This window comes from Brakhagea slesvicensis (genome assembly GCF_052161625.1).
In the GTDB taxonomy this organism is placed as follows: domain Bacteria; phylum Planctomycetota; class Planctomycetia; order Pirellulales; family Pirellulaceae; genus JBKCUI01.
In genome coordinates, this window is record NZ_CP197412.1 from 4900194 (window position 1) to 4913398 (window position 13205).

Annotated in this window: 13 protein-coding genes; 8 read left to right on the plus strand and 5 right to left on the minus strand. The window is 52.4% G+C overall.

All coding sequences use genetic code 11. The annotated features are described in order from the left end of the window. The first annotated feature begins 5 nt into the window (after positions 1-5). The 5 genes from SH467x_RS18725 (at position 6) to SH467x_RS18745 (ending at position 5444) form a co-directional block, all read left to right on the plus strand. Positions 6-584 carry a potassium-transporting ATPase subunit C gene (locus SH467x_RS18725; RefSeq protein ID WP_482368613.1) on the plus strand — a complete coding sequence of 193 codons (579 nt, stop codon included), beginning with the start codon at positions 6-8 and terminating at the stop codon, positions 582-584. After that, entirely contained in the window at positions 581-3304 is a 2724-nt protein-coding gene (locus tag SH467x_RS18730) for a DUF4118 domain-containing protein (RefSeq protein ID WP_482368614.1), read from the plus strand. The genes SH467x_RS18725 and SH467x_RS18730 overlap by 4 nt, the downstream gene beginning before the upstream one ends. Positions 3305-3308: 4 nt before the next feature. Beyond that, positions 3309-4013, plus strand: a complete 705-nt coding sequence (locus SH467x_RS18735) for a response regulator (protein WP_482368615.1) — start codon at positions 3309-3311, stop codon at positions 4011-4013. 87 nt (positions 4014-4100) lie between these two features. Then, positions 4101-4982, plus strand: a complete 882-nt coding sequence (locus SH467x_RS18740) for an RNA polymerase sigma factor (protein ID WP_482368616.1) — start codon at positions 4101-4103, stop codon at positions 4980-4982. Between the two features lie 168 nt (positions 4983-5150). Continuing rightward, positions 5151-5444: a DUF1330 domain-containing protein gene (locus SH467x_RS18745; RefSeq protein WP_482368617.1), complete on the plus strand. Its 294-nt coding sequence runs from the start codon at positions 5151-5153 to the stop codon at positions 5442-5444. A gap of 176 nt (positions 5445-5620) precedes the next feature. Here SH467x_RS18745 and SH467x_RS18750 read toward each other — a convergent pair whose 3' ends face one another. Further along, entirely contained in the window at positions 5621-6271 is a 651-nt protein-coding gene (locus SH467x_RS18750; RefSeq protein WP_482368618.1) for a low molecular weight phosphatase family protein, read from the minus strand. Positions 6272-6317: 46 nt separating this feature from the next. Next, positions 6318-6716: an OsmC family protein gene (locus tag SH467x_RS18755; RefSeq protein ID WP_482368619.1), complete on the minus strand. Its 399-nt coding sequence runs from the start codon at positions 6714-6716 to the stop codon at positions 6318-6320. A 161-nt stretch (positions 6717-6877) separates the two neighbouring features. Between SH467x_RS18755 and SH467x_RS18760 the strand changes: the two genes are divergently transcribed. Beyond that, positions 6878-7222, plus strand: coding sequence for an ArsR/SmtB family transcription factor (locus SH467x_RS18760; RefSeq protein ID WP_482368620.1), 345 nt, complete (start codon positions 6878-6880; stop codon positions 7220-7222). 81 nt (positions 7223-7303) lie between these two features. Continuing rightward, on the plus strand, positions 7304-8368 hold the full coding sequence (arsB, locus tag SH467x_RS18765) for an ACR3 family arsenite efflux transporter (RefSeq protein WP_482368621.1): 1065 nt from the start codon (positions 7304-7306) through the stop codon (positions 8366-8368). A 97-nt stretch (positions 8369-8465) separates the two neighbouring features. Here the strand turns inward: arsB and arsA are convergent, their stop codons facing one another. The 3 genes from arsA to SH467x_RS18780 form a co-directional block, all read right to left on the minus strand. Beyond that, on the minus strand, positions 8466-10247 hold the full coding sequence (gene arsA, locus SH467x_RS18770) for an arsenical pump-driving ATPase (protein ID WP_482368622.1): 1782 nt from the start codon (positions 10245-10247) through the stop codon (positions 8466-8468). 96 nt (positions 10248-10343) lie between these two features. Beyond that, positions 10344-11606 carry an arsenite efflux transporter metallochaperone ArsD gene (gene arsD / locus SH467x_RS18775; protein WP_482368623.1) on the minus strand — a complete coding sequence of 421 codons (1263 nt, stop codon included), beginning with the start codon at positions 11604-11606 and terminating at the stop codon, positions 10344-10346. Between the two features lie 106 nt (positions 11607-11712). Next, entirely contained in the window at positions 11713-12048 is a 336-nt protein-coding gene (locus tag SH467x_RS18780) for an ArsR/SmtB family transcription factor (protein ID WP_482368624.1), read from the minus strand. A gap of 244 nt (positions 12049-12292) precedes the next feature. Here SH467x_RS18780 and SH467x_RS18785 point away from each other — a divergent pair, with 244 nt between their 5' ends. Then, the gene (locus SH467x_RS18785; RefSeq protein ID WP_482368625.1) at positions 12293-13198 is read left to right on the plus strand and encodes a SulP family inorganic anion transporter; all 906 of its coding nucleotides are present in this window, start codon (positions 12293-12295) and stop codon (positions 13196-13198) included. The last annotated feature ends 7 nt before the right edge of the window (positions 13199-13205 follow it).

Sequence of the window (13205 nt, forward strand, 5' to 3'; positions counted from 1 at the left end):
CTATAATGTTCACAGAATTCATGCGTTCGCTGCGGCTAACCGGGCTGACCATCATGGTTTGCGTTGTCGCCTACACCGCTCTGATACTTGCGTCCGCCTCCTTGGTCGCTCCGGAGAAGCGTCTCGGCAGTTTGATTTATGGCTCCGATGGAAAGGTAACCGGATCTCGGCTCCTTGCTCAGGCCTTCACACGCCCAGAGTATTTGTGGCCTAGACCATCGGCTGTGGATTACAATGCTGCAGGGGCGGGGGGCAGTAATTGGTCGCCGACCAATCCGAAAATTCGCGAGCGAGCGGAAGCAATACTTGCACGTTACACATTGAATGACGGCCATACGTTACCAGCTGATTTGGTAACAGCCTCGGGTTCAGGACTAGACCCCCATATCAGTCTTGCGGCCGCACTGATTCAAGCAGACCGGATAGCCATGAGTCGAAAAGTCGATGTTTCCACGATAGATGAGCTACTGAAAAAGCAGGCAACGTCAGGCTTATCATTCAGCGTTACTCCCGATGGTCTCATCAATGTTCTCGAATTCAATCTGCTGATGGATTCGCTGCTCCAGCCGGTTAAATCGCTATGAACGACCCGGAGCGACCGACACCGGAGCAGATGTTAGCGCGAATTCGATCGGAATCGATTGAGGTAGGGTCCGCATCGTCTCAAGGCAAATTGCGACTGTTCTTCGGATACGCGGCAGGCGTTGGTAAGACCTACGCAATGCTTCAAGCCGCTCAAGCGTTGAAGCGCGAAGGGCGGGAAGTGTTCATCGGCTATGTCGAACCGCACGCTCGGCCCGAAACACAAGCCTTGACGGAAGGGCTAGAAGAAGTGCCGCGATTGGAAGTTTCTTATCGCGGTTCCGTACTGCAGGAGTTCGATCTGGATGCGACGCTGGCACGACAACCTGAGTTTGTTTTAGTCGACGAGCTTGCTCACACGAATGCACCGGGTTGCCGTCACGCGAAGCGATGGCAAGACGTCGAAGAACTGCTTGCCGCAGGGATCAACGTCTTATCGACCCTCAACGTACAGCATGTCGAATCGCTGAATGACGTCGTCGCTGAGATCAGTGGTGTCCAAGTTCGAGAGACGGTTCCCGATTCCGTCCTGGAGCGAGCCGATGAAGTCACATTGATCGATGTTTCACCGGACGATCTCTTAGAACGGCTACGCCAAGGCAAGATTTACGTCCCACAGCAAGCGGCATTCGCGCTCGAGAAGTTTTTTCGCAAAAATAATTTAGTCGCTCTTCGCGAGATGGCACTGCGGCATGCGGCGGATCGAGTGCACGACGATGTAGAAGTTGCTAGGCTGGGGAGCGCGTCCAATCGTCCATGGCCGACGAACGAGCGACTGTTAGTGTGTGTGGGTCCCAGTCCTACGTCTGCGAAAGTAGTTCGCGCAGCAAAACGGCTTGCTGACAGGATTCATGCTCCTTGGATCGCGTTGCATATCGAATCCGCGTCCGCTGCCCAATGGAGTGATGCAGATCGCGAGCAACTCCATCTCAATCTCAAATTGGCTGAAAGTTTGGGTGGCGAAATTGTTCAGGCTTCTGGGGAAGACGTAAGTCAGGAACTACTGGCATACGCGTCAAGTCGAAATGTCACCAAGATTGTTGTCGGGAAGACAGGGGACCAGACCCGTCGATGGTGGCGACGTCCAAACTCACTAGTGGATCGATTGCTTCGTGACAGCGGCAACATGGATATCGTTGTTGTTCGCGGAGTCGACGAACCGCATACTGGAACCACAAATTGGTATTTACGCTCGACAAAGCTAAATCCCCTAAAGTGGCTGGAATCGATCATTTATACGATGGCAGCAACGCTCGTTACTTTGGTCATGAATCGTGCAGGGTTCTCGGAAGCAAATCTGGTCATGGTATACCTGTTGGCCGTCATTGCCATTGCCGCGAGATGCGGAAGTTTTCCATCGATCGCAGCCTCAGTAGCCTCGGTATTGATTTTTGATTTGTTGTTCACGCAGCCATTCTATCGCTTTACCGTCCATGACAGCCAGTATCTGGTGACGTTTGTGGTCATGTTAGTGGTTGGTTTACTCGCCAGCACCCTCACTTCGCGAGTTCGCTATCAAGCGGATAGTGCTCGCAGAAACGAGCGCAGGGCAGAAGCGCTCTATCGTCTGAGTCGTCGGTTAGCTAACACATCGAAGACAGCAGATCTCTTACGAGAGATGGAGCAGATCATCTCGGAAGTATTCGATGCGCATGCTGTCATTTACCTCCCAAACGAAGAACGAAAGGTGCGTCCGATCCTGGGGCATGTTGCTAGTTTTGCCGCTAGTGCTAAAGAGTTCGCGACGGCGCAATGGGTGTTGGACCATAACGAACCCGCTGGAGCAGGAACCAATACTTTGCCCAGTTCTGAGGCAATCTATATGCCTCTCTCGACGCCCGACAATGTTGCGGGCGTGATGGCAATTCAGCCGGCGAAAGCCAATACGCAACTCTCGATTGACTCGCGGCAGTTGCTTGAAACGTATGCGACACAAATCGCGTTTGCAATCGAACGTAACAACTTGACAGAGCGATCGCAGCGCGCCGAGCTGGAGTTCGAAACGGAGAAGCTGCGGAGCTCGCTTCTTAGTGCGGTATCGCACGATCTTCGAACACCCCTGGCAGCGATTGCTGGAGCGGCGAGCAGTCTTGATGCGACCATGAACAAGGAATCGATTGACCGAGCAAATCACGATCTGCTCGAGACCATCGTAGATGAATCACAGCGATTAACGCGATTGGTAGAGAACCTGTTGCATATGACTCGTTTGTCCAGCGGGAAAGTGCAGATCCATCGTCAGTGGCAGCCCGTAGAGGAAGTGATTGGGTCCGCACTTCACCGACTCGATCATGTACTGGTGGACCGTGAGATCAAAGTACAGATCGAAGGGGGGCTACTGTTGGTTCATGGTGACGATATTCTTGTCGAAACCATTCTAGTGAACTTGATCGACAATGCTTTGAAGTACTCGCCGAATCATTCAACGATCGAGATTCTGTGTGAGCCGGCTGGAGTTGGCATCGCCATTCAAGTGGCTGACCGTGGTTGCGGCATCATTCCCGGGGATGAAGAGAAGATCTTCGAGAAGTTCAATCGAGGGTCTGGGAGGAGCATTGACCGGCGAGGAACAGGTCTAGGCTTGGCGATTTGCGACGCGATTGTTCGCGCTCACAAAGGGTCGATCACAGCAAGCAACCGTCCGGGAGGCGGTACAATCGTTCGATTCACCATCCCGAATGAAGCCACACCACCGCACATCGCGCCAGAGATGGACGAATAACGATATGGCCAACTCAAGTGCACCGCTAATTGCCATTATCGAAGACGAAGCTCCGATTCAAAAGTTTCTGCAGGCTTCTCTTCACGTCGAAGGGTTTCGCGTCGTTCAAGCGACTACGGCAAGGGAAGGCGTGCGGTTGGTCACGCAGGAGCACCCCGCGATCGTGTTGCTGGATTTGGGATTGCCAGATGCCGATGGCATCAGCGTCATCGCATCCATACGCGGTTGGTCGTCGTTGCCAATCATCGTACTGTCTGCCAGGGGCGAAGAGAAAAGCAAGATCGACGCGTTGGACGCAGGTGCAGATGACTATCTAACGAAGCCCTTTGGGGTCGGTGAGCTGCTTGCTCGGATCCGGAGTGCTTTGCGTCGAGCAGCTCGTCCCTCCGGAGAGGACGAAGATCACACCTTTCGTTTTGGTCCCATACACGGCGACCTTGCCAGGCGGCAGGTTTTTGTCGATGATATCGAGATTAAACTCACCAAGCTGGAGTTCGATCTTCTCGCGCTGCTGGTTCGCCATCGCGATCGCGTTTTGACGCACCAATACTTATTGAAGGAAGTCTGGGGGCCGGGGTCAGCCAACGAGCCACACTACGTCCGCGTCTTCATGGCCAATCTTCGAAAGAAGCTTGAGAAGAATCCTAGCCGACCCCAGCATCTGCTTACAGAACAAGGAATCGGTTATCGGCTGCGAAGTCAGAATTAGTTGTCACGGTCCGCCCATTCCCGTGTCCAAGGGGCAAGCGGTCGGTCGCTCGTTGAGAAATGTCATCGCCAGAGGAAAGGTCTCGTCATGCACAATCCGTTCGCTGAAAACGTCGATGAATCAACGGATAGCGAGCTAATCGAAAGATCTAAGAATGGAAGCAAGTCAGCGGTCGAAAAACTGATCCTGCGTCATCAGGCTTGGATTTACAACATCGCAATTAGGATGGTGTTTCATCCTCAGGATGCGGAAGAGGTGACTCAGGAAGTGTTGATCAAAGCCATTACGCGGCTGAGTACGTTTAACGGAGAGAGCCGGTTCCGGACGTGGCTCTATCGGATCGCCGCGAATCATGTACTGAACATGAAGCGTCGTAGGGGTGAGGCGGAAAGTCAGACGTTTTCGAATTACGCAGATGCCATCAACGGCACTCCCGATCTCGATCTTCCCGATCCCAAGGTTGTGCCTGTGGAAGTGCCACTCTTGGTGGAGGAAGCCAAAATCTCCTGCACGACGGGAATGCTACTGTGTCTCGATCGTAAGCAGCGACTGATCTTCGTTTTGGCGGAAATATTTGGTGTCAGCGACACGGTTGGCAGCGAGATCTTAGCGATGTCGCCGGACAATTTCCGGCAGTCGCTCTCTCGAGCGCGGAAAGATTTGTATCAGTTCATGAACAATCAATGCGGGCTTGTTAACACCAACAACCCGTGCCGCTGCCACAAAAAGACCAAAGGATTCATTGATGCAGGTCATGTCGATCCTAAAAACATGATGTTTGCAGTCCAGCGAGTGAGTGATATTCGAAGTGTGGCAGCAAATACCTATGCTCAAGTCGACGATATCTTGGATCAACAATACGCGATGCTCTTTCGCGACCATCCATTCCTTCAGCCGAAGGATCAAAGCCTTTGGTTGCAGCAAATGCTTGAGCAGCCCAGCTTTCGCGATGTGTTGCACTTGAACTAAAAAACCTGAGAGGGATTTGTCACAGTCCTCCATCGATGGTGTCAAAAGTCGTAGTCTTTCTAGGCTCGGAGGATTCCGTTTGTTTAACAGGTGAAATCATACACGCTACCGGTGGGCTCTAAATTGTCGAACCAATCACTTGAACAAGAATGCATTACGGAGAGTTCCATGCCTGTTTACATGATCTTTATTCGGGAACAAACACTTGACCGCGGGGAGCTTGAGGTCTATTGGTCCAAAGTTGCTTCGACGCTTGAAGGTGTTCCTCTAAAAGTCCTTTCCGCATACGGTCCGCACAGGGTGCTGGAGGGACCCGACATTGAAGGAGTCGTGATTGCTGAATTCCCGAGTACAGAAGCTGCGCGGGCATGGTACGACAGCCCGGCATACCAAGCTGCAATGAAACACAGAAAACGAGGTGCAATCTATCGCGGCTTGATCGTCGAAGGAACTCCAAGTTAACCTCGCGCTACATCCCATCTCGATCCTTTTGCAATCCTACTCCACAAGGAAGATCAGAGGGGAGTGAGGTGTAGGCTGAATCAATGATGTTTCCAACGCTGGTGAATCTGCATTGGACAACTGCGGAGGCCGTTTGCCCGAACCGCTTGGTTGGGTTTTGTATCTCGTTTTTTGCTTTAAACGAGGGACATCATATAAAGCATTTCGCAGCAGATTTGGGCCGAGCGCTCATCGTATCGTTGGGCTTCGCATTCTGTGTCGTCAGCAACCTTTGGGTCCTCGTATCGTATCGGCATGCGGAGATCGCAGCCCATCACCATCGGACAAGCATCGTCGGCTTGGGAACATGTCATCACCGCACAGTATCCTTTGCTCGGGTTCGGCGGATCGCCATAGGCCTTTGAGAAACAGACCTGCGGAGTCGCAGAGTCCGAGGTAAGGACGCGGTAGCGTGGATTGGTCGCAGAAGGATCGTAAGCGACGATCTTCAGTCCGCATCGTTGCATGGCAGCGACTGCGCGGGGGTTCAATGCCGTTGCTTCGGTGCCACCTGAAAAAGTCTCAACGCCGATGAGGCCGTAGTAATCGGCAGCGACCTGAGCCCAGATCTGTGAAAGGTGGCTACGTCGCGAATTGTGTGTGCAGATGAAGGTTAGCTTAGCAGGCTCGGACTTCGACAATCGTTCGCGGATGTAGTCGGCAACCTTAGCGAGATCCACTTTTCGATCGTTAGGGATTGCGTCGAAACGTGCGGTTGCTTCCGTCAAGTAACGCTTCAGCTCCGGATATAAGGGAGTCGAAGCAGCTCCGGTCTTGTTCAATGGCATTGAAGATTCCTTGGATGGTTATTTGAAATTTGCAGGACAATTGCTTTCATCTTCGGCGAAGAATGCCGTTCAATTTGGTACTGGCACTGACAGTGTTAAATACCGTGCCGTACTTCTTCACATTCTTGTGCAGTAGCTCGAGTCGATCCTCGCTTTCGTCGGTATCAATGACGATCTCGTAATCGATCGACTCCATCTTTGGCGGAACATCCTGGCGAACACCGTCAACGACGACTTCAATTCCAGTCAGCTTGAAATCAAGCATTGGAGCAACTCGCATGATTCCTTTGATCAAGCATGCGGTCAGTGCACTTAAGAGTAACTCAGCAGGATTGAACGCATCCGGGTTCCCCTCCAGCGCCGTGTCGAGTGAGATCTTCGCATTTTTGCAGTGCGATACGCTCGAATGAGCGTCAAGCCATTTCGAAGTAACGTGGAATTCCATTGCTTCTGCTCCCATCGAGACTGGCGGGGACCGAATGGACAAAGTACGTCGCGGATGACAAGCGACCTACTGTCGGCGTTCAATCTTAGCGACTTGACCACAGGCGTGGTAGGCACTATCCTTGCACGGTGACGCAAATATGCATTAAAAGAAAGCTGATCATGAAACCACAGGAAGCTTCTCAGTGTTGCGGGCCAATCGACGATTTACTCGATGCTGAGCTCTTTAAGGCATTGGGGGAACCAACGCGGTTGAAACTGCTCTCGTGCCTTGCGAAGTGCGGAAGGTCTTGTTCCGTCACAGAATTGACGGAATGCTGTGCAGTCGACTTCTCCGTAGTTTCACGGCACTTGGGAGTGCTGGAGAAAGCTGGCGTTCTCACGGCGACGAAACAAGGTCGAGCGGTATTCTACGAAGTTCGTTACAAGCACCTGACCGAGGCGTTTCGCGCACTAGCGAAGGCGATCGAGGGATGTCGTCCGAAGCGTGGTGCTACCAAAGCATAGACTCACGCTATTCCCTGACCTTGCGCTTCGTCGCATCGACATCGATTTCCCCCAAGTAGATACATTAGAAAGATAAGTGGAATGGATAAAGCTGAAAAGGCTGCAATCAGCTTCTTTGAAAAGAACCTTACGTACTGGGTCGCCCTCTGCATGGTGATCGGGTTGCTCATCGGTAAATTCGTGCCGGCCATCCCGGCCTTTCTCGCCAAGTTCGAGTACGCCAATGTTTCGATTCCGATTGCGGTTTTGATCTGGCTTATGATTTATCCGATGATGATGAAGGTGGATTTCGCCAGTATCCAATATGTAGGAAAGAATCCCAAGGGACTGTACGTTACTTGGGTCGTGAACTGGCTCATCAAGCCGTTCACGATGTTTGGTATCGCCGCCTTCTTTTTCTATGTGGTCTTCAAGCCGTGGATTTCCCCAGAACTTGCTAAGGAATATTTGGCCGGTGCTGTTTTACTTGGGGCGGCGCCTTGCACGGCCATGGTCTTTGTTTGGAGTCACCTGACGCGCGGGAATGCCGCCTACACCGTCGTTCAAGTGGCAACCAATGACTTGATCATCCTGATTGCCTTCACCCCCATCGTGGCGTTCTTGCTCGGCATTGGCGGGATCACGATTCCATGGATGACGCTGATCGTTTCCGTGGTATTGTTCGTGGTCGTACCGTTAGTCGGGGGAGTGCTCACGCGAAACCTGGTCATTCGGGCTAAAGGGGAAGAGTACTTTCAAAACTCGTTCATCCCGAAGTTCAACAACATCACGATCGCCGGCCTATTGCTGACACTGGTTCTGATCTTTTCGTTCCAGGGCGAAGTGATAACCAACAATCCGCTGCACATTGTTCTGATCGCCGTCCCGCTGATCATCCAAACGGTGCTGATCTTCTTTCTGGCTTATGGAGCCTGCTACCGACTCCACTGTCGTCACGATATCGCAGCACCTGCCGGAATGATCGGAGCATCCAATTTTTTTGAGCTATCTGTTGCCGTTGCCATCACGCTCTTCGGAGCTACTTCGCCAGTCGTTTTAGCGACGATTGTGGGTGTGCTGGTGGAAGTCCCTGTGATGCTGGCTCTGGTAGCCTATGCAAATAGAACTAGCGGTTCGTTCTCGAAATTCGAAAGCAGTGGTCAGTAGTACGACAGAGCCTCAATGCGATTGGTCTCGCCGATCAGTTCAACGCTCGCGATTGTCAGCAGAGCGATTCATGCCATGAATCGCCCATTGCATCTCTTTATGATTTCGCCGTGGTTAGCTCGGAGTGAGTCAGTCGGCTAAGCGCCTGGAGGCCGATTGGCGGCTCAATCTGCCAAGGAATGATTGCAACTCGGCTGGCCTGGACATCTTTGACTTCTCGCAAGTACTTCTGTTCATGCGACTGACGCTGCTTCATCAGCGGGTCCGTGATAGGCAATGGGCTTAGTACTTGATTGATGACCCAGGCAAAGGGCTCGATCTCGGCGCGTCGCAAGTCACGCTGCAGCGCTGCTGCTTCATGGACGGGAGTCGCTTCGGGAAGAGTGACAATCAACACGCGAGTGAAGTTGGGATCTCGCAATCGTGGTAGCAAGTTTTCCACGGCCTCCGGCATTTCACTGGATTGGCGTGTGACCTCGCGGTGGTAGGCAAGCGCCGAATCGAGCAAGAGAACCGTGTGACCAGTGGGAGCGGTATCGAGCACGACAAACTTATTCGTACCCGCAGCAACCGCATCGGCGAAGGCTCGAAAGACAGCGATTTCTTCGGTGCACGGCGATCGAAGATCTTCTTCAAGCAATGCTTTGCCTTGCTGGTCCAGATTCTTCCCAGCTTTTCCCATGACTGCCGCTGAGTATTTGGCCGTTTCTACTTCTGGATCGATGCGACTGACCGACAGGTTTGGCAAGCTCTCATCGTTCATCGCTGCAGCGATATGCGCTGCTGGGTCGGTAGTGGATAGATGCACGTTGTACCCACGCTCGGCGATCGCAACCGCAATAGCTGCAGCAACAGTGGTTTTTCCAACTCCACCTTTCCCCATGGCCAAGATCACTCCGTGACCCGGTGCGACTAAATCATCGATCAAATCAGAAAGCATCGGCAACCCATCTATTCGCACGGTGTTGTCCTCTGATGAACCATAGGCCGCATTGGGATCAACTATTCCGAGTCGACGTAGAGAATCAATGCCCAGGATTCCATCGGGGCTGAGCGGAACAATAGATAACGGAAAGCCTTTCAAACCTGCTGGCATCGCGGCTAGTGCAGCTTTTCCTCGTTGTTCAAGTGCCACGGCGTATGGATCACTTGGGTCGATCGCTTGAAACACACCATTGACAACGAGATGTTGATTGCGAACGCCTAACTCCGCTAGCTCGCCGCTGGTTCTCGCTGCTTCGCGAAGCGCACTTGCTTCGGCGCGAGCTACGAGCACGAGTGTTGTAACCGCAGGATCGCCAAGCGCCTTGACCGAGTCTTGATACAGCTTCTGTTGGTCCTGCAAGCCGGCTAAAGGCCCGAGGCAACTGGTGCCAGTCGTGTTCTGTTCCATGAAGCCATCCCATGCGGATGGGAGTGTGAGCAGTCGAAGCGTGTGCCCAGTTGGTGCGGTATCGAAAATTACGTGATCGAATTCGCAAGTCGCTTTCGGATCTCCAAGCAATCGAGAGAACTCATCGAAGGCTGCGATCTCGAGGGTGCAAGAGCCAGAGAATTGCTCCTCCATGCTATTGACTGCTGCCTCAGGTAGCAGGCCTCGATAAGGCCCGACCATTCGCTCGCGATACTCGGCCGCTGATTTCTCTGGATCGAGATTCATTGCAAACAGAGTTGCTATGGCTGGGATTGGAGTCGGATGGTTTCCAAGAGTGACACCCAGGACTTCATCGAGATTCGATGCAGGGTCTGTGGACACAAGCAATACTCGTTTGCCTGCATCAGCTAGCTTTACTGCGGTCGCGCATGCAATCGAGGTTTTGCCAACTCCGCCTTTGCCTGTAAAAAACAAATTACGGGTTGGCTGATCTAAAAACTTCATGGTCATAAGCCTTAAGGAGTGAAGAGTAAGGAGTAAGCTTTAGGAGAGTCGGCAGGAACTTGGCTAACACCTTATGCCTTAGTTCTCAAAGCTCTCTCAGCAACAGCCGCTTGTCCCACAGCATCCGCCCGCATTGCTAACGGGAAGAAGTTTTTTCGCTGGAGAGCCGGCAACCCAGCCTGCTAGATCTTCACGCGATGGATAAACAGTTTGGCTGACGACCTCGCCGTCAACCACGACGACTGGCAGGCAATCGGTACCCGCAGTGCTCAGCAGATGGTGAATCGCTTTGTTTTCGATGAAGGCTTGTGGCTGCTGGGCGAGGTTATAACGCTCGACGTGGTGGCCTTGGTTTTTAAGCCAGTCGAGATCTGCGGCAAACTTAGGCAACACGGGATCGACTTCGGGACCACAGACGCCGGTCGAGCAGCACATGGGTTTGTCGTAGACTTGTACAGTTTTCATGGTTTTCTCCTTGGAGATGGGTTGGGGATTCAAAACGGGAATCGTGTTCACGGTGTTGATCGAAGGTTGCTTCAGCGCGTGGACTCTCACGCTTGCGGCAAAGGCATTGGCGTCAAACGATTGCATGACTGAGGCGAGCCCATCGTGCAAAGACCTCTCGTTCGATGCGCACGACCCGCCACCACAGCATCCGTCGTTGCTAGCCATTGTATACGCGTTCAGGTCTGAGCCTGTGTCCGAGATGGCCACGGAAGCGAATCCGGCTTGTTCTAATAGATTGCGATACTCGTCGATAAGAATGGCACCCGAAAAGCAGCCGACATACGCTTCGACACTTTGTTTGACTTCGTTCGGCAGTTCTTGTTTGAGAGCGATGTCGCTCAGAGCCACGCGTCCGCCTGGTTTCAGTACTCGCAGAATCTCACGAAACACAGCCAACTTATCGGGCACCAGATTGATCACGCAATTGCTGATCACACAGTCGACAGAGTTGTCGGGGAGTGGCAACTTATCGATGGTGGATTGATGGAACTCGACGTTTGTCAGGCCGAGCTTTTGTTGGCCAGCGCGAGCTCGCTCGAGCATCTCGGTGGTCATATCCATACCGATGACGCGACCCGACTCGCCCACTTTGCGAGCAGCGAGAAGCACATCCATGCCACCGCCGCATCCAAGGTCGACGACAACTTCGCCTTCGCGAAGGCCGGCCAGCGCCAATGGGTTGCCGCAAGACAAGCCCATGTTGGCTTGGGCAGGCAACAGATTGAGTTCGTCCTCTGAGTATCCAAACGCCGACGCGATGGATCTGACCGCAGTCGACTCGTTGGATAGCGTGCCTTTTGCCACGCCTGCGTACTGGTCCCGCACATCATCGATCATCATCCGCTTGCTCATTTTTTGCTCCTTGGCACGTTATCGCCTATCGGCGAAGTACGATATTTGTCGGTAAAAATTTTTGTTGGTTACAAAAAGGCACCCGGCGGTGCTTCTCTTCATGACTTTACAAGTCGGCGATCAGTTTCTTCAATTGGGTCATCGCCTCATTGTTGATGCAGTAGCAAACGCGGGGCCCGTCGATCTCGCCCTGGACCAAGCCAGTTTCTTTGAGAATCTTCAAATGCTGGGACACCGTCGATTGAGCGAGCGGCATTTCCTCGACGATTTCACCGCACATGCAGGAAGTTCGGCTTAGCAATAAACGCACGATCCGTACTCGTGCAGGATGAGCCAGAGCCCAAGTCAGTTTGGCCATGTCTTCCGCCCATTTGACATCTGGCAACGAGAGTTTCTCACTGGAGGTGGAGCATTTCTGGGCTTCCGCCTTGGTTCGGACCATCGATCGATTGCCTTTTGGTTTGAATTGCTACTCGAAACTACATTGTTTATCGGCGATGTACGATAGGAGTCTTCATGTAAACTGTCAATGCTGATCCCCGAAAATGGCCGAGGTGACATTGCTAGAGTCCCAAACCCAAAGTAATCTTCTCAACAGTCCCTTCTCTGTCGCGAGAAATTTTCGTTTATGAAACACAGAACGCAGATATCGAAATCATCTGTCACTCCGCCCTGATCAGAGGCGTTTGCCAACGCTCTTTTTTCAAACCTTTCGTTTGCCGCCGATGACTCTGGCGACTCTCTGGATCATCTTTCCCTTTGCTGCTGTTCTTGCTGCGGTTGGGTTGATCGAATCACTGATGACACTCACGCTGATTGATGAAATCACCGAGACCCAAGGTAACAGTAATCGAGAATGTCTCGGTCAAGGAATTGCAAACATCGTCTGTGGGATGTTCGGAGGAATGGGCGGATGTGCCATGATTGGCCAGTCGCTCATCAATGTGGAATCAGGCGGTCGAGGACGGGTATCGGGAGCCTTTGCGGCTTGCTGTCTTCTCGCCTTTGTGACGTTCTTCTCACAGTGGATTGAGATGATTCCTATGGCTGCACTCGTCGGAGTGATGTTCATGGTCGTCATTGGAACGTTTGAGTGGGCATCGTTGAAGCTTTATCGCAAGGTTCCATTCACTGACTTCTTGGTTATGGTGATTGTAACACTCTATACCGCATTGATGCATGATCTTGCCTCAGCTGTCATCATTGGAGTGATCGTTTCTTCTTTGGCCTTCGCATTTAAGCATGCCAAGAACGTAAACGCTGACATCAAGATTAACGAGCAAGGTGCCAAGGTCTATCAGCTTCACGGACCGTTGTTCTTTGCCTCGACAACACAATTCAAGGAACTGTTCGATGCGAGGAAGGATCCAGACACGGTCGTCATCGATTTCTATTTTACGCGAGTCTATGACCACTCGGCGATGGGGGCGATCCATGTCGTGGCCAAGAAGTATCAGCAACTTGGCAAGACGGTGCACCTCACGCATCTCAGTGAGGAGTGCCGAACGATGATTCATAAAGCGAAAGACTTGATCACGGTTTCATTCTCTGAAGAGCCACAGTATCACCTGACGACCGACAAATTCCAGTGAGCAACAA